We start from the raw sequence: 16,232 nt of genomic DNA, 5'->3' as shown, positions 1-16,232 counted from the left end.
AAGTGCACCCGATGAAACCAGGGAGGGGTCGTCCATGACGGGCGCCCCGCGCGTGCGGTTTGACGGGGTTGTGGCGCAATGGCGATCGGACGCGGGTCCGGGCGGGACGAACGGCGCGAGCCGACCTTCGGGGCCGGATCGGGCTCGACGGACATCCGCCTCACGGCCGACGACCGGCCGACGGGCGCGGGCTCCGCGGACGGATCCTCCCGGCCGCAGGAACCGCGCGCCGAGCCTCGGGCCGACGGTCGCCGCGAACCGAATTTCTCCGCCGAACCCTCGTTCGAACCTGGACGCCGCGAGCCGAACTTCGGCCCCGCGCAGGAGGACGGCGTGGGTGAGCGGCCAAAACTGTCCTATTGGGCCTGGGTGATGGGCCGCAGCCGTCCGAAGGCCTCGAAGGCGTCCCGCAGCCGCGCGCCGTCACGGCCGCGCCGCAGCCTGATCGGCCGCGCGATCACCTTCATGATCCTGCTCGGCGTCCTCGGCGCGATCGGCGGCGGCGGGGTCGTGGCCTATTACGCCTCGCGCATGCCGCCGCTCGAGAATCTCGAGATCCCGAAGCGGCCGCCCAACGTCGTCATCGCCGACATGAACGGCAAGCCGATCGCCAATCGCGGCGAGACCGGCGGCGCCTCGGTGCCGCTCGCCGAAATGCCGAAATTCGTGCCGCAGGCCTTCATCGCGATCGAGGACCGGCGCTTCTACGACCACTGGGGCGTCGACGCCTTCGGTCTCGCCCGCGCCGTGAAGGCCAACATCGAGCGCGGCGGCGTCGCCCAGGGCGGCTCGACGCTGACCCAGCAGCTCGCCAAGAACCTGTTCCTGACGCCCGCCCGCTCGCTGGAGCGCAAGGTGCAGGAGGCGGTTCTGGCCTTCTGGCTCGAACGCAAGTTCGGCAAACAGAAGATCCTCGAAATGTACCTGAACCGCGTCTATTTCGGCGCGGGCGCCTACGGCGTGGAGGCCGCGGCCCAGCGCTATTTCGGCAAGTCGATCCGCAAGGTGAACGTCTCCGAGGCCGCGATGCTCGCGGGCCTGGTGAAGGCGCCCTCGCGGCTCTCGCCGAGCCACGATCCGGAAGCCGCCCGCAACCGCGCCGACGTGGTGCTGCAGGCGATGGCGGACGAGAACTACATCACCCGCGAGCAGGCCAACACGGCGTTCCGGGTGAACCCGCCCTCCCCCGCCCCCAAGCCGCAAGGGGCCGTCGGCTACGCGGCCGACTGGGTGATGGACCAGCTCGACGGGCTCGTCGGCGTCTATGACGAGGACCTCGTGGTCGAAACCACGCTCGATCCGAAGCTCGAAACCGCCGCCGAGAAGGCGCTGCAGGACGGCATCGCCAAGCGCGGCGCCAAGCTCGGCGTCAGCCAGGGCGTCGTCATCTCGCTCGCGCCCGACGGCGCGGTGAAGGCGCTCGTCGGCGGCAAGAACTATTCGGAGAGCCAGTTCAACCGCGCGACGGCGGCCAAGCGCCAGCCGGGCTCGGCCTTCAAGCCGTTCGTCTATCTCGCGGCGCTCGAGGCCGAGAACCTCGACCCCGATTCGATCCGCACCGACGCGCCGCTCAAGCTGAAGGGCTGGACGCCGGAGAACTACACCCGCAAGTACGGCGGGCCGATGTCGCTGACCTATGCGCTGTCGCAGTCGGTCAACACGGTGGCGGTCCGGCTCGGGCTCGAGGCCGGCCCGGTGAACGTGGTCCACACCGCCGAGCGGCTCGGCATCACCTCGCCGCTCGTGCCCAACCCCTCGATCGCGCTCGGAACGTCGGAAGTCACGCCGCTCGAGATGACGGCGGCCTATGCCCCCTTCGCCAATGGCGGCTTCGAGGCCAAGCCCTACATCGTGCGCCAGGTGAAGACGACGCAGGGCGAGACGCTCTACAAGCGCAAGACCGAGGCTCCCAAGCAGGTCGTCGACACGTCGCGCGTGGGCATGATGAACGCCATGCTGCGCGAGACGCTGCGCTCCGGCACCGCGCGCTCGGCCCAGCTCGCCGGATGGCCCGCCGCCGGCAAGACCGGCACGAGCCAGGATTTCCGCGACGCCTGGTTCATCGGCTACACGGCCCACATGATCACCGCCGTCTGGCTCGGCAACGACGACAACTCGCCCACCAAGCACGCCTCAGGCGGCGGCCTGCCGGTCTCGATCTGGAGCCGCTACATGGGCGAGGCGCATCAGGGCGTTCAGGTCGCCAGCCTGCCGGGCGAGTGGATCCCGCCGATGGACGAGCACGAGCAGCCCGGCGACGTCTATCAGGCCGGCCCCGGCCGCGAGCAGGAGGGCGAGCCCTATTCGAGCGCGCGCGTCGACGAGGGCTATTACGACGACCGCCCGCGCGAGGAGCGCCGCGTCTATCGCGAACGCCGCGGCGACGACGGCGGCCCGATCGGCTTTCTGAAGGACCTGTTCGGCGGGTTCTGACGGCGCGGCGGCGCGCGACGCCCTGGCGAGTTCTGACCGTCATGCGACGCGCCGCGCGTTGGGCGGCGGAACGCTTGGCCTGCCTTTCGCGCCAATTTTCGCCCGATCGCTAGAATTCTCACGATCTCGAAAATTCGGCGGCAATCCAGAGGTGTGATGATGGGGACCTATCCAATCGGGGGTCCCCAATATGCGTCTCGTCGCGTCCGCTTTCGTCTTCCTCGCGCTTGCCGGCGGCGCTTCCGCCGCGCCCACCATCGTCGGAGAATGGGCCGAGAGCGCGTCCGACTGCGGCACGCCCTACGCCTACAAGATCATGCCCAAGGGAATCGCGAACGACACGCTGATGTGCATGTTCGACAGCGTCCGCCGCGAAGGCCGCGACGTGATCTGGAAGGGCTCGTGCAGCGACGGCTCGGCGAACCGCAAGGAGACCGTGGTGGCGAGCGACGCGCCGAACGGGCTGCGGATCGACTTCCTCACCAGCGGCGGCTGGGTCGGCCCGCTACGTTTCTGCGCGCCGCGCCGGAGCTGAGAGTTCAAAAGGTCTCGCGCGCGTCCGGGCGCGCGAGACCTGACGTCCTTAGGCGGCGGACTTACGCCAGTTCGCTCTCGGCCTTGCGGCTCTCGCGCTTGCGCTCGTTGGGGTCGAGCAGGCGCTTGCGCAGGCGGATCGACTTCGGCGTCACCTCGACCAGCTCGTCGTCCTGGATCCAGGCGAGCGAGCGCTCCAGCGTCATGCGGATCGGAGGGGTGAGGCGCACGGCCTCGTCCTTCGACTGGGTGCGGATATTGGTGAGCTTCTTGCCCTTGAGGACGTTGACCTCGAGGTCGTTGTCGCGGCTGTGGATGCCGATCAGCATGCCCTGATAGACCTTCCAGCCCGGCTCGATGATCATCGGGCCGCGGTCCTCGAGGTTCCACAGCGCATAGGCCACGGCCTCGCCCGACTCGTTGGAGATCAGCACGCCGTTGTTGCGGCCCGCGATCTCGCCCTTGTAGGGGCCGTAGGCGTGGAAGAGGCGGTTCATGATCGCCGTGCCCTTGGTGTCGGTCAGCAGCTCGCCCTGATAGCCGATGAGGCCGCGGGTGGGCGCGTGGAACACCAGCCGAAGGCGATCGCCGCCCGAGGGACGCATCTCCAGCATGTCGGCCTTGCGCTCCGACATCTTCTGCACGACGACGCCCGAATGCTCCTCGTCGACGTCGATCACGACCTCTTCGATCGGCTCGACCAGCTCGCCGGCGTCGTTCTTCTGCAGCACCACGCGCGGACGCGAGACGCCGAGCTCAAAGCCTTCGCGGCGCATCGTCTCGATCAGGATCGCGAGCTGAAGCTCGCCGCGGCCCGAGACGATGAACGAGTCCTTGTCCTTGGACTCCTCCACCTTCAGCGCGACGTTGCCCTCGGCCTCCTTCAGCAGGCGATCGCGGATGACGCGGCTCGTGACCTTGTCGCCCTCGGTGCCCGCGAGCGGGCTGTCGTTGACGAGGAACGTCATCGACACGGTGGGCGGATCGATCGGCTGCGCCTGGATCGGCTCGGTCACCTGCGGATCGCAGAACGTGTCGGCGACCGAGGCCTTCACGAGGCCCGCGATCGACACGATGTCGCCCGCCTCGCCGACGTCGATCGGCGCGCGCTCGATGCCGCGGAAGGCGAGGATCTTGGACACGCGGCCGTTCTCGACCACCTGCCCGTCGCGCGACAGCACCTTGACGGTCTGGTTCGGCTTCACGGTGCCGGAGATGATGCGGCCGGTGATGATGCGGCCGAGGAACTGGTTGGCCTCGAGCAGCGTGCCGAGCATGCGGAACGGCCCGGGCTCGGTCTTGGCTTCCGGCACATGGTCGAGGATCAGGTCGAACAGCGGCGCGAGGCCGTCGTCCTTCGGGCCTTCGGGCGAGGCTGCGAGCCAGCCGTCGCGGCCCGAGCCGTAGAGGATCGGGAAGTCGAGCTGCTCGTCGGTGGCGTCGAGCGCCGCGAACAGGTCGAACACCTCATTGATGACTTCCGAGGCGCGCGCGTCCGGCCGGTCGACCTTGTTGACCGCGACGATCGGGCGGAGGCCGATCTTGAGCGCCTTCGAGACCACGAACTTGGTCTGCGGCATCGGGCCTTCGGCGGCGTCCACCAGCACGATCACGCCGTCGACCATCGAGAGGATGCGCTCCACCTCGCCGCCGAAGTCGGCGTGGCCCGGCGTGTCCACGATGTTGATGCGGGTGTCCTTCCAGACGATCGAGGTCGCCTTGGCCAGGATCGTGATGCCGCGCTCTTTCTCGAGGTCGTTCGAATCCATCACGCGTTCGGCGACGCGCTGGTTCTCCCGGAACGAGCCGGACTGGGACAGCATCTTGTCGACGAGCGTGGTCTTGCCGTGGTCGACGTGCGCGATGATCGCGACGTTATGGAGTTTCATGGGGACGTAAGCCTTCCGCCCGCGCCAAAGCGGACGTCCTCGTCTGGTCTTCGGATTTGTGCGGCGCCACAGATGCCGCGCCGCGCGCAGAAAGGCAAGGCGCAGCCCGCCGAAAGGCTGCGCGAAGACGAGGAAAGGCTAACGCCGCGGCTAGATGACGACAGGCGTCGCGGGTTTCTTGGGGCCCTGTTTTTTGCCTTCGCCCTTCGGGCCGCCGCCCGGCTTGCCCGGACCTTTCTTGCCCTGCCCCTTCTTGCCGGGGCCCGCTTTGCCGGCCCCCAACTTGCCGGGCCCCGTCTTTTCAGGCTCGCCCGCGGCGAGCTTGGCGGCCGCGCCCTTGTTCTTTCCGCCGCCCTTTCCGCCCTTCGGCCCCTTTTTGAGCTTTCCGGCCGGCAGGTCTCCGGGCGCGCCCTGGATCAGCGCCACCATGGTCTCGATGACCTCGAGCACGTCGCTCTGGTCGTCCTCGCCGGCGGTCTCGAAGTCGAACTCGCGCTGGGTCATCGGGCGCGGCGGGCAGACCGACGCCCAGTCGGCTCCGAACCATTCCTGCGCGAAGGCGTCGTTGGATTCGCGGTAGCGGTCGCGGATGCGCCTCTCGTCGTCCGGGGAGACGCCGACATAGGCGGACTTCTCCCAGTCGCGCCCCTTCATCATCACCTTGAAGCTCTCATAGAGCTCCGGATAGTTCGGCATCGAGCGGACGCGGAAGCCGACGCGGCGCATGATCTCCTGCGCGGCGTAGACGCCCTTCACCCCGAGATTGGGGTTGGAGGCCTGCGGCTCCGGGATCTCGAAATCCGCCGGCGCGCCGATGGCGTCGAGGAAGCTCTTGGCCAGACCCTTCTTGATCGCCTGCTCGAAGGAGACGACCCGCACCTCGATGCGCTCGTCGTCGATGAAGCGGCGCAGGATCGCCCAGGGGTCGACGAGGCCGGTCTCGAACGCCCTGTCGAGGAACTCCGGAAAGCTCTGGCGCGACATGAAGTTGCGCTGGTCCTGGGTGTACCAGGAGTTCAGCCAGCCCGGCTGGTCGCGGAAATAGGCCACCACCACGATGCGGAAGCCGTGATCGTGGAAGAAGTCGATCGTTTTGCGGAAGCGGGCCGGGTCGCGCAGCGCGTCGGCGAAGTGCTCCGTCGAGACGATGATGGAGTGCGACGTCGCGGCGATCTTCTCGCTGAGCTCGCTCCAGAACGGCGCGCTCTTGAGGTCTTCGGCGCGCATGACGCCGAGGCGGGCGAGCGGCGTGTGGTTGCGGCGCTGGCGGCCGGGCTTGTCGCCCGACAGCGTCGGATAGCTCAGCCCGATCGCCTCGAGACGCAACGCATGGGTGAACAGCGCGTTCTGGATCGACGTGGTGCCGGTCTTGTGCGGACCGATGTGCAGGTAGCAGACCCTGCCCGACGCGCCCTGATGCTGAGAGGTGTTTTCTGTCATCGTGACGTCGCCGGGGCGCGGATCTCGCCGCGCCCGTCCGGCCTGAACTCCGATCAGCGTTCGCGGTTGCGGCGCGCGGCGAGGGTGCGAAGCCGCAGCGCGTTGAGTTTGATGAAGCCGGCGGCGTCGCGGTGGTCGTAGGCCACGGCCCCGTCCTCGAACGTCACCAGCTCCTGGTCATAGAGCGAATTCGGGCTCGACCGGCCCTGCACGATGACGTTGCCCTTGTAGAGCTTGAGCCGCACCGTTCCCGTCACCCCGGACTGGCTGTGGTCGATCGCGGCCTGCAGCATCTCGCGCTCGGGCGAGAACCAGAAGCCGTTGTAGATGAGCTCCGCATAGCGCGGCATTAGCTCATCCTTGAGGTGCGCGGCGCCGCGGTCAAGCGTGATCGACTCGATCGCGCGATGGGCCGCGAGAAGGATCGTGCCGCCGGGCGTCTCGTAGACGCCGCGCGACTTCATGCCCACGAAGCGGTTCTCGACGAGGTCGAGGCGGCCGATGCCGTTGGCCCTGCCGAGTTCGTTGAGGCGGGTGAGCAGCGACGCGGGCGACAGGGCCTCGCCGTCGATCGAGACCGCGTCGCCCTTCTCGAAGCCGATCTGAACGAGCGTCGGCTGGTCGGGCGCGTCCTCGGGCGAGATGGTGCGCATGTGGACGTCTTCGGGCGCGGCGAGCTCGGGATCCTCGAGCACCTTCCCCTCGGACGAGGAGTGCAGCAGGTTGGCGTCGACCGAGAACGGCGCCTCGCCGCGCTTGTCCTTCGAGATCGGGATCTGGTGCTGCTCGGCGAACTCGATGAGGCGCGTGCGCGAGGTGAGGTCCCACTCGCGCCACGGCGCGATCACCGTCACGTCGGGCTCGAGCGCGTAGTAGCTGAGCTCGAAGCGGACCTGGTCGTTGCCCTTGCCGGTCGCGCCGTGACAGACGGCGTCCGCGCCGGTGGCGCGCAGGATGTCGATCTGGCGCTTGGCGATGAGCGGCCGCGCGATCGAGGTGCCCAGCAGATACTGGCCCTCATAGACCGCGTTCGCCCGGAACATCGGGAAGACGAAGTCGCGGACGAACTCCTCGCGCAGATCGTCGATGAAGATGTTGTCCGGCTTGATGCCGAGCAGCTCGGCCTTCTTGCGCGCGGGCTCCAGCTCCTCGCCCTGGCCGAGATCGGCGGTGAACGTCACCACCTCGCAGCCATAGGTGGTCTGCAGCCATTTGAGGATGACGGAGGTGTCGAGACCGCCGGAATAGGCGAGCACGACCTTCTTCACGCGCTTGACTTCGGACATTTCGGTTCCGGTGCGGGGGACTTCAAGGAGCGCGCACTCTAGCCACCGACGTCCGCGGGGCAAGCCCCTCCGAGGCCGCGCGCGTCGCCCGCGGCCCTCCGCGCCCGCCCGGCGCCCTGCCGAGCGCCTGCTCGGCCCCTCCTGTCAGCCAGATCCGGCCCCCTCAGGCGACGCGGGCGGGTCGAAAGGGGATGACGGTCGCGCCGGCCTCCTGAGCCGCGCGGCGGACGGCGCGGAGATCCCCATGCGCCATCACGGATTCGATCGCGCGCTTCAGCTCGTCCGGCGTCTCGTCGCCAAGCCCGAGATCGGCCGCGACGGTCGCCGCGGCGCCGATCAGCGCCGTGAAGACCGCGCCGGAATCCTCGCCGCAGCGCTGCAGCGTGACGGCGAGACGAAGAACCACCGCATTGACGTCGTCGTTGGACATGACCATGGCTCCATCGCCCCTCGATCGAGGCGACGCGAAAGAAAAGGAAAGCGTTCGTCGCGGGCCGTCGTGTCTTTGGTCACGACGCGCGGCTTCGAATCACCGTTGACTCAAGCATTTGCGGCGGACCGCGCCGAATTGAGACATTCGGGCGGCGAAATAAGGCGAAGAGGTTTCCGGCCTTCACAAAACCTTCATCGCCTCGGGATCCGAGACCGCCTGAAGCCTCAGGGCCGAGAGCCGCGCGAAACGCAGCGTGACGGCCTTGCGCCGCGCGCCGGCGAGCGGATGCGACGGCCCGTCGCGAATCGCCGCCGCGCCGTAGCGGTCGGCCAGGATGAGCCCTGTCTCCTGCGGAATGAGCGCCTGCGGAAAGTCGCGCCCCACCGCGAAGTAGAACCGGTCGCAAAACTCGGCGTAGTCCCGCCATTTCTTGTCGGTGCGATAATCCTGCGGGCCGGACTTGATCTCGACGATGACGATCTCGCCCTTCGGCCCGAGCGCCATGACGTCCGCGCGCCGGCCCGACCGCAACGGCGTCTCCAGTAGGCAGCCAAAGCCGGCGGCGGAGAAGTACCGGCAGACGCCCCGGGCGAGAGAGGCCGCGACGCCCGAGAGCGACGTCGTCGCCGACACGGTCCGCGCGTCCTCTCCGATCAGCGACTGGGCGTCGATGTTCTCCATACGTTCGAGTATGGCACGAAAAGAGAACGGCGCAAGCGTCGAGGGACGCCAGCGCCGGGCGCTATCGCGCGCGCCCAAGGATCTCAGGGAGTCTTTCGTGATTGAGCGCGAGCCATTGCAGCGCGATCAGCAGATAGGCGTTGCGCGGCCGCGGGTCGTCGAGCGCGGCGACGGCGGCGGCGATCGGGGCGGCGAAGGGGCGGGTGAGCTCGCGCTCGTCGGCGGCTCCAGCCTCCGACGGCAGGTTTTCCGACGAGACTTCGGCAAGAAACACCATGGCGTGCTCGTCGACGATGCCCGGCGTCGGCAGGAACGAGAACAGCGGCGTGATTCGGCCGGCCGACAGGCCGGTCTCCTCCATGAGCTCGCGTCGCGCCGCCGCCTCGAGGTCCTCGCCCGGCTCGACGCGCCCCGCCACCACCTCGACGAGGTCGCCGGCGCCGGTGGCCAGATGCGCCGGCAGGCGGAACTGGCGAATCAGCACGAGTTCGCCCCGCCGGAGATCGACCGGGATCACGGCGACGCAAGGGCCGCCGCGCAGCACCTCGCGCTCCTGCACGATCTCGCCGCGCTCGCCCGCCTGCAGCCTCGCGCGCCAGCCCTCGAGCCGGCGATAGCCGTCGAACAGGAGCCTTGGCCCCTCCACCACGGCGGGCGAGGGTCGCGCGGCGAAGAGGTCCTCGTCGCTCATTGCGCCGCAGCCTTTCCCGGATCCGCCGCCACGTCGAAGGCGGCGGCGAGCAGCGCGCGGGTGTAGTCGGTCTCGGGGCTTTTCAGCACCCGCGCCGCGGGGCCGGCCTCCACCACCTTGCCGTTGCGCATCACCACCACCTCGTTGGCGAGCGCGCGCACGACCTTGAGATCGTGGCTGATGAACAGGAAGGCGAGCTTCCTCCGCGCCTGGACCGCGCGCAGGAGGTCGACGATCTGCGCCTGCACCGACATGTCGAGCGCGCTCGTCGGCTCGTCGAGCACGATGAACGAGGGCTCGAGCGCCAGCGCCCGGGCGATCGCGATGCGCTGGCGCTGGCCGCCGGAGAATTCGTGCGGGTAGCGGTCCATGGAGGCCGGGTCGAGCCCGACGTCGGCGAGCGCGCGCGCCACCGTCTCGCGCTTTTGCGCAGCCTTCAGCCGCGCGCCCTGCACGCCGAGGCCCTCCGCCACGATGTCGAGCACCGTCATGCGGGGACTGAGCGAGCCGTAGGGATCCTGAAAGACGACCTGCATGTTCTTGCGCAGCGGGCGCATCTCCGCCGAGCCGAAGCCGGAGATGTCCTGCCCGAGCCACGCGATGCGGCCTTCGCTCGAGATGAGCCGCAGGATCGCCAGGCCGAGCGTCGTCTTGCCCGAGCCGGACTCGCCAACCACGCCGACGGTCTGGCCTTCGCGCAGCGTCAGCGAGACGCCGTCCACCGCCTTCACATGGCCGACGGTCCGGCGCAGAAAGCCGCGCTTGATCGGGAACCAGACCTTGAGGTCCGCGACCTCGACCAGCGCCTTCGCATCGGCGTCGGCGGCCGGCGGCAGGCCCTTGGGCTCGGCGGCCAGCAGCTTCTTGGTGTAGTCGTGCTCGGGCGAGGAGAAGACGCGCGCGGTCTCGCCGTGCTCCACGATCCTGCCCTTCGTCATCACGCAGACCCGGTCGGCGATCTTGCGCACGATGCCGAGGTCGTGGGTGATGAACAGCATCGCCATGCCGAGCCGGCCCTGCAGCTCCTTCAGCAGCGCCAGGATCTGCGCCTGCACGGTCACGTCGAGCGCGGTGGTGGGCTCGTCGGCGATCAGCAGGTCGGGTTCGTTGGCGAGCGCCATCGCGATCATCACGCGCTGGCGCTGGCCGCCCGACAGCTGGTGCGGGAACGAGCCGAGCCGCGTCTCGGGCTCGGGGATGCCGACCTGGGCGAGCAGCTCGAGCGTGCGCGCCCGGCACTTCTCCTTCGACCAGCCGCGATGAACCGAAAGGATCTCGCCGATCTGCCGCTCGATCGTGTGGAGCGGGTTGAGCGAGGTCATCGGCTCCTGGAACACCATGGAGATGTCGGCCCCGCGCACCTTGCGGAGCGCCTTCTCCGAGACCTTCAGCAGATCCTCGCCGTTGAACAGGATCTCGCCCGAGGGGTGGCCGGCGGCCGGATAGGCCAGGAGCCGCACGACCGAGAGCGCGGTGACGGACTTGCCCGACCCGCTTTCGCCCACAAGCGCGAGCGTCTCGCCCTTGGCGAGATCAAACGAGACCCGGTCGACCGCGAGCGAGCGCCCGCCCTCGACGGCGAAGTCGACCGAGAGATCCCGGACAGAGAGCAGGGGAGCGGTCACCGGAACGTCTTCCGCGGGTCGAAGGCGTCGCGCACGGCCTCCCCGACGAAGATCAGCAGCGACAGCATCACGGCGATGACCATGAAGCCCGACACGCCGAGCCATGGCGCCTGGAGGTTCGACTTGCCCTGCGCCAGCAGCTCGCCGAGCGAGGGGAAGCCCGGCGGCAGGCCGAAGCCGAGGAAGTCGAGCGCTGTCAGCGTCGTGATCGAGCCCGACAGGATGAAGGGCATGAAGGTCAGCGTCGCCACCATCGCGTTGGGCAGCAGATGGCGGAACATGATCGCGCCGTTCGAGACGCCGAGCGCCTTCGCCGCGCGCACATATTCGAAGTTGCGGCCCCTCAGGAACTCCGCCCGCACCACGCCGACGAGCGCGACCCACGAGAACAGCAGCAGGATGAACAGCAGCACCCAGACGCTCGGCGCCAGCACCGAGGACAGGATGATGAGCAGGTAGAGCGTCGGAACCGAGGTCCAGATCTCGATGAAGCGCTGGAACAACAGGTCGGTCCAGCCGCCGAAATAGCCCTGCACGGCGCCGGCCGCGACGCCGATCACCGACGACAGCACGGTGAGCGCGAGGCCGAACAGCACCGAGAGCCGGAACCCGTAAAGCAGGCGCGCGAACACGTCGCGGCCCTGGTCGTCGGTGCCGAGCCAGTTCCACTCGATGTCGGCGCAGGATTTCGCCCGCGGCGCCGCGGCGTCGGCCTTGGCGGCGTCGCCCTCGGGCGTGCGGTCGGCCGCGGCCTTGGCGCAGGTCGCGTCGTCGAGCAGCCAGGTGGGCGGCGAGGGCGCAGGAGTGGGCAGGTTCAGGTTGATCGTGTCGTAGGAGTAGCGCACCGGCGGCCACACCATCCAGCCGCCCGACTTCTTGATCAGATCCTGCAGATAGGGGTCGCGATAGTCGGCCTCGGTCTCGAAGTCGCCGCCGAAGGTCGTCTCCGAATAGGAGGTCAGCGCGGGCGTGTAGAAGGCGCCGTCATATTTCACGAGGAACGGCTTGTCGTTCGCGATGAACTCCGCGAACAGGCTGACGAAGAACAGCGCGAGGAACAGCCAGAACGAGTGCCAGCCACGGCCGTTCGCGCGGAAATTCGCGAATCGCCGCCGGTTGATGGGCGAGAGCTTTCCGCGGGGCGCCGGGACCGGGGCGGAACCGGGCGTCGGCGGCGGAGATGCGATGGCGTCGGTCATGGGCGCAGCCCTCGTCCCGGACTTGATCCGGGACCCAGAACCGACAGCGTTACTCCAGCAGTCACGACCGTCCGCGTCTTATCCTTCGACCTCGACGCGTCTGGGTCCCGGATCAAGTCCGGGACAAGGAGGGAGGGGGCGCCGCTCATGGGCGCACCTGCCGAAAATTGCGTGCTTCGAGACGCCGTCCTGCGGACGGCTCCTCAGCATGAGGACCGTTCAGGGTCCACACCCCTCCCTCATGCTGAGGAGCGGCCGAAAGGCCGCGTCTCGAAGCACGCAGTTCGGCGGTGAGCGACCGGACCCGCATCACACCTCCCGCGTCTCGAAGTCGATCCGCGGATCGACCCACATGTAGGAGAGGTCCGAAATCAGCGCGACCACGAGGCCGAGCAGCGAGAAGATATAGAGATTGGCGAACACGACCGCATAGTCGCGGTTGACGATCGACTCGAAGCCCAGGAGCCCCAGCCCGTCGAGCGAGAAGATCGTCTCGATCAGCAGCGCGCCGGAGAAGAACGCGCCGATGAAGGCGCCCGGGAAGCCCGCGATCAGGATCAGCATCGCGTTGCGGAACACATGGCCGTAGAGCACCTGGTTCTCGGTCAGGCCCTTCATGCGCGCGGTCTGGACATACTGCTTGCGGATCTCGTCCAGGAACGAGTTTTTCGTTAGCAGCGTCGTGGTGGCGAAGGCCGAGATCGCGAGCGCGGTCAGCGGAAGCGCCATGTGCCAGGCGTAGTCCACCGCCTTCCCCCAGAGCGAGAGCTGGTCCCAGTTGTCAGAGGTCAGGCCTCTCAGCGGGAACCAGTCGAGGAAAGTGCCGCCGGCGAACAGCACGATCAGCAGGATGGCGAACAGGAAGCCCGGGATCGCGTAGCCGATGACGATGACGCTCGACGTCCAGACGTCGAAGCGCGAGCCGTCGCGCACGGCCTTGGCGACGCCGAGCGGCACCGAGATCATGTAGGAAATGAGCGTCATCCAGAGGCCGAGCGAGATCGACACCGGCATCTTCTCGAGAATGAGGTCGACGACGTCGATGTCGCGGAAATAGGAGCGCCCGAAGTCGAAGCGGGCGTAGTCCCGGATCATCTTGGCGAAGCGCTCGGGCGCCGGCTTGTCGAAGCCGAACTGCTTTTCGAGCTGCTTGATGAATTCCGGGTCGAGCCCCTGCGCGCCGCGATATTTCGAGTTGATCGGGTCGTTCGAGCCGCCGCGCTGGACGTCGCCGGAGCGTTGGAGGTCGTTGCCGGATCCGCCCGAGACGCGGGCGGTCGCGTCCGTGCCCTGCCCGGTCACCTGCGCGATCACCCGCTCCACCGGTCCGCCGGGCGCGAACTGGATGATGACGAAGGACACGAGCATGATCCCGAGCAGCGTCGGGATCATCAGCGCGATGCGGCGGAGGACATAGGCGAGCACTTAAAGCTGAGCCTCGCGGAAAGAGCCAGCAGCGGCCTCGCCGTTCCCCCCTCCCCCTTGCGGGGAGGGGTCGGGGGTGGGGGTGGTCCCGAAAGAGGCGCCGACGTTCGATCGAAGGGCTTCGACGACCAATTCCCGAACGCCTTGAGGATTGAGCAAAACCTCATTGTTCCAGAACCGTAGCACGCGCCAGCCGAGCGCCTCCATCTCAGCCGTGCGCGCGACGTCGGTGACGCTTTCGCAGTGCTGGCCGCCATCGACTTCGATGACAAGCTTCGCGCGGCGGCACGCGAAATCGGCGATGTAACCGCCGATGACGACCTGACGCCGGAAGTGCGTGCCCTCGAGTTCGAGGCCGCGCAGCAGACGCCAGAGCTTCTTCTCAGCGTCAGTCGGCCGACTTCTGTGGGCGCGCGCAAGTCGCGTGATGACCGGTGTAGGAGCGGCGGCCGTCGTCGCCCAAGGGCGCGCATCTTCGGCGTCGCGCCTCATTCTGAGCCACCCCCACCCCTAACCCCTCCCCGCAAGGGAGAGGGGGATGGCGTCGCGCCGCTCACGCCTTCACCCCTGCGGCGGCGGCTTTCTGCTCGTCCCACCACCAGGTTTCCGGCGCGCCTCTCGCGTAACGCGGCTTCTCGGCCGGATGGCCAAACGCGTCCCAGTAGGCGAGCGTGTGCGTGTCCTTGTTCCAGGCCGGCACCCAGCTGACGAGCGAGCGCAGCACCCGGTCGAGCGCGCGGCAGGCGAGGTTGAGCTTCTCGCGCGATGTCGCCGCGACGATCTTCTCCACGAGCGCGTCCACGGCGGGATCGGCGATCCCGGAGGCGTTCTGCGAACCGGGGAGGCTCGCGGACTCCGACGCATAGATCTGCCTCAGGCCTTCACCGGGGGTGTCCGACATCGTAAGTCGCCGGCTGATGACGTCGTAGTCGAAATTGTTGGTGCGCTGCTGATATTGCGCGGCGTCGACAAGGCGAATGTTGGCCGCGACGCCCAGCACCTTCAGGTTCGAAATGAACTTCGAGACGTGCGGGTCGAGCCCCTTGTCGAACTCGAGAAACTCGATGGTCAGCGCCTCGCCCGCAGCGTTGGTCGCCTGTCCGTCCTTCACCGTGTAGCCGGCTTCGCGCAGCAGCCCCGCCGCCTCACGCAGCAGCTTCCGGTCCTGCCCCGAGCCGTCGGCGATCGCCGGGACGATGGGCTCGCCGAACACCTCGTCCGGCACCTTGCCGCGGAACGGCTCCAGCAGCGCGAGCTCAGGCCCTTCCGGCTTGCCCGTCGCCATCATCTCGGGCGCGCCCTGGAACACCGAGACCGTGCGCTTGTAGGCGTTGAACATCAGGTTGCGGTTCATCCATTCGAAGTCGAGAGCGAGGTTCAATGCCTTCCGCACCCGAACGTCCTGGAACTTCTTGCGCCGCAGGTTGAAGTACCACCCTTGAGCGCCCGAAGCGGTAATGTCGGGCAGGGTTTCGCGCTTCACCTTGCCTTCGCGCACGCCGGGAAACTCATAGCCGGTCGCCCAGGTGCGGGACGTGAACTCCTCGCGGAAGAGATAGGCCTTGGCCTTGAACGCCTCGAAGGCGACGTCGCGATCTCGATAGAACTCGAAGCGGACGCGCTCGAAATTGTTCTGGCCGACGTTCACAGGAAGATCCTTGGCCCAGTAGTCGGCGACCCGGTTGAACTCGATCAGGCGCCCCTGCTCCACGCGCCCGACCTTGTAGGGACCGGAGCCAAGCGGCGGCTCGAGCGTCGCCTCGTCGAACGACTTCTTCGAGTAGTAGGTTTTGGAAAAGATCGGGAGGGCGACCAACTGGAGCGGCAGGTCGCGGGTGCGCTTGGGAGAGAGCCGCAGCACGCACACGTGCTCGCCCTCGACCTCCACTGTTTCGAGATCGCGGATCGCCTGCGCCACCAGTGGATGGCCCTTGGCCTTCAGCGTCTCCAGCGACCATTTCACGTCCTCGGCCGTGAGCCTGGAGCCGTCGTGGAAGCGGGCCTCGGGGCGCAGCGCGAAGCGATAGGCGAGCCCGTCGCCCGAGACCGCGACCGACTTCGCGACAAGCCCGTAGAGCGCGTCCGGCTCGTCATTGGCGCGCGCCATCAGCGTGTCGAAGGTGAGGCCCATCCCTTGAGCGCCGTCGCCTTTGAGGATGTAGGCGTTCAGCGTGTTGAAGGTGGTGAGGCTCTGGTTGAGCGAGGTCGTGGCCGGATAGGTGCTGAACGATCCCGCTTTGGGGGCGTCGGCGCGCACATAGTCGAACCGCGTGAAGTCGGGCGCGTATTTCAGCTCGCCGAAGGCCGAGAGACCGTGGCGCTCGGGGCCGAACGCCTTCGGGTCGCCGTCCGCGGCCGCAGGGGCGGCAGGAGCGCCCTCGGCTTGCGCGCGGGCGGCGCGGGGGAAGAGCCCGAAGGCCGCCGCCGCGCCGGCGTAGAGCAGCGCTTCGCGGCGAGTGCTCGTCAGACGCGACGTCTCCGCCCCCCTCCCCCTTGCGGGGAGGGTGAGGGTGGCTCCGGATGAGGCGAGGGGTTCGGCGTCGAGCGGCGCCGGCGGCGCTCCGTTCTGAGCCACCCCCACCCCTAACCCCTCCCC

The 16,232-nt window shown here is 68.2% G+C and carries 13 protein-coding genes; 2 read left to right on the top strand and 11 right to left on the bottom strand.

The annotated features are described in order from the left end of the window. Positions 1-78: 78 nt before the first annotated feature. Together ACFOWB_RS24610 and ACFOWB_RS24605 are read left to right on the top strand one after the other, a co-directional pair. A complete protein-coding gene (locus tag ACFOWB_RS24610; protein WP_378149957.1) occupies positions 79-2,433 on the top strand; it encodes a transglycosylase domain-containing protein in 2,355 nt (784 codons plus the stop codon). Between the two features lie 190 nt (positions 2,434-2,623). Then, positions 2,624-2,968 (top strand): hypothetical protein, encoded by a 345-nt coding sequence (locus tag ACFOWB_RS24605; RefSeq protein WP_378149954.1) that lies wholly within the window; start codon positions 2,624-2,626, stop codon positions 2,966-2,968. 61 nt (positions 2,969-3,029) lie between these two features. On the opposite strand, the gene typA is transcribed toward ACFOWB_RS24605, so the two are convergent. From typA to ACFOWB_RS24550, 11 genes are all read right to left on the bottom strand, one after another. After that, positions 3,030-4,856, bottom strand: coding sequence for a translational GTPase TypA (typA, locus tag ACFOWB_RS24600; RefSeq protein WP_261405264.1), 1,827 nt, complete (start codon positions 4,854-4,856; stop codon positions 3,030-3,032). A gap of 150 nt (positions 4,857-5,006) precedes the next feature. Beyond that, positions 5,007-6,296 carry a hypothetical protein gene (locus ACFOWB_RS24595; protein ID WP_378149952.1) on the bottom strand — a complete coding sequence of 430 codons (1,290 nt, stop codon included), beginning with the start codon at positions 6,294-6,296 and terminating at the stop codon, positions 5,007-5,009. A gap of 53 nt (positions 6,297-6,349) precedes the next feature. Next, complete coding sequence (locus tag ACFOWB_RS24590) at positions 6,350-7,582, bottom strand: argininosuccinate synthase (protein ID WP_261405266.1); 1,233 nt, start codon at positions 7,580-7,582, stop codon at positions 6,350-6,352. Between the two features lie 163 nt (positions 7,583-7,745). After that, positions 7,746-8,012, bottom strand: a complete 267-nt coding sequence (locus ACFOWB_RS24585) for a hypothetical protein (RefSeq protein ID WP_378149949.1) — start codon at positions 8,010-8,012, stop codon at positions 7,746-7,748. A gap of 183 nt (positions 8,013-8,195) precedes the next feature. Beyond that, positions 8,196-8,696, bottom strand: a complete 501-nt coding sequence (locus ACFOWB_RS24580) for an MmcB family DNA repair protein (protein ID WP_261405268.1) — start codon at positions 8,694-8,696, stop codon at positions 8,196-8,198. Between the two features lie 61 nt (positions 8,697-8,757). After that, positions 8,758-9,387 (bottom strand): NUDIX domain-containing protein, encoded by a 630-nt coding sequence (locus ACFOWB_RS24575; protein WP_378149947.1) that lies wholly within the window; start codon positions 9,385-9,387, stop codon positions 8,758-8,760. Then, positions 9,384-11,012, bottom strand: coding sequence for an ABC transporter ATP-binding protein (locus tag ACFOWB_RS24570; protein WP_378149945.1), 1,629 nt, complete (start codon positions 11,010-11,012; stop codon positions 9,384-9,386). Before ACFOWB_RS24570 ends, ACFOWB_RS24575 begins: the two co-directional genes overlap by 4 nt. Further along, positions 11,009-12,211: an ABC transporter permease gene (locus ACFOWB_RS24565; RefSeq protein ID WP_378149943.1), complete on the bottom strand. Its 1,203-nt coding sequence runs from the start codon at positions 12,209-12,211 to the stop codon at positions 11,009-11,011. The genes ACFOWB_RS24570 and ACFOWB_RS24565 overlap by 4 nt, the downstream gene beginning before the upstream one ends. A 309-nt stretch (positions 12,212-12,520) precedes the next feature. Continuing rightward, complete coding sequence (locus ACFOWB_RS24560; RefSeq protein WP_261405270.1) at positions 12,521-13,636, bottom strand: microcin C ABC transporter permease YejB; 1,116 nt, start codon at positions 13,634-13,636, stop codon at positions 12,521-12,523. Beyond that, positions 13,637-14,128, bottom strand: a complete 492-nt coding sequence (locus ACFOWB_RS24555; protein WP_378149941.1) for an endonuclease domain-containing protein — start codon at positions 14,126-14,128, stop codon at positions 13,637-13,639. 61 nt (positions 14,129-14,189) lie between these two features. Further along, positions 14,190-16,211: an extracellular solute-binding protein gene (locus ACFOWB_RS24550; protein WP_378149939.1), complete on the bottom strand. Its 2,022-nt coding sequence runs from the start codon at positions 16,209-16,211 to the stop codon at positions 14,190-14,192. Positions 16,212-16,232: the final 21 nt, after the last annotated feature.

The organism is Chenggangzhangella methanolivorans (assembly GCF_042648545.1).
In the GTDB taxonomy this organism is placed as follows: Bacteria; Pseudomonadota; Alphaproteobacteria; order Rhizobiales; family Methylopilaceae; genus Methylopila; species Methylopila methanolivorans.
This window is presented reverse-complemented; position numbering and strand designations above follow the sequence as displayed.

What these genes read in the sequence shown, in the direction of transcription:
- ACFOWB_RS24585 (WP_378149949.1), bottom strand. Translation starts at nt 8,012, where the DNA reads ATGTCCAACGACGACGTCAATGCGGTGGTTCTTCGTCTCGCCGTCACG.
- ACFOWB_RS24610 (WP_378149957.1), top strand. Translation starts at nt 79, where the DNA reads ATGGCGATCGGACGCGGGTCCGGGCGGGACGAACGGCGCGAGCCGACC.
- ACFOWB_RS24580 (WP_261405268.1), bottom strand. Translation starts at nt 8,696, where the DNA reads ATGGAGAACATCGACGCCCAGTCGCTGATCGGAGAGGACGCGCGGACC.
- ACFOWB_RS24555 (WP_378149941.1), bottom strand. Translation starts at nt 14,128, where the DNA reads ATGAGGCGCGACGCCGAAGATGCGCGCCCTTGGGCGACGACGGCCGCC.
- typA (WP_261405264.1), bottom strand. Translation starts at nt 4,856, where the DNA reads ATGAAACTCCATAACGTCGCGATCATCGCGCACGTCGACCACGGCAAG.
- ACFOWB_RS24565 (WP_378149943.1), bottom strand. Translation starts at nt 12,211, where the DNA reads ATGACCGACGCCATCGCATCTCCGCCGCCGACGCCCGGTTCCGCCCCG.
- ACFOWB_RS24590 (WP_261405266.1), bottom strand. Translation starts at nt 7,582, where the DNA reads ATGTCCGAAGTCAAGCGCGTGAAGAAGGTCGTGCTCGCCTATTCCGGC.
- ACFOWB_RS24605 (WP_378149954.1), top strand. Translation starts at nt 2,624, where the DNA reads ATGCGTCTCGTCGCGTCCGCTTTCGTCTTCCTCGCGCTTGCCGGCGGC.
- ACFOWB_RS24595 (WP_378149952.1), bottom strand. Translation starts at nt 6,296, where the DNA reads ATGACAGAAAACACCTCTCAGCATCAGGGCGCGTCGGGCAGGGTCTGC.
- ACFOWB_RS24575 (WP_378149947.1), bottom strand. Translation starts at nt 9,387, where the DNA reads ATGAGCGACGAGGACCTCTTCGCCGCGCGACCCTCGCCCGCCGTGGTG.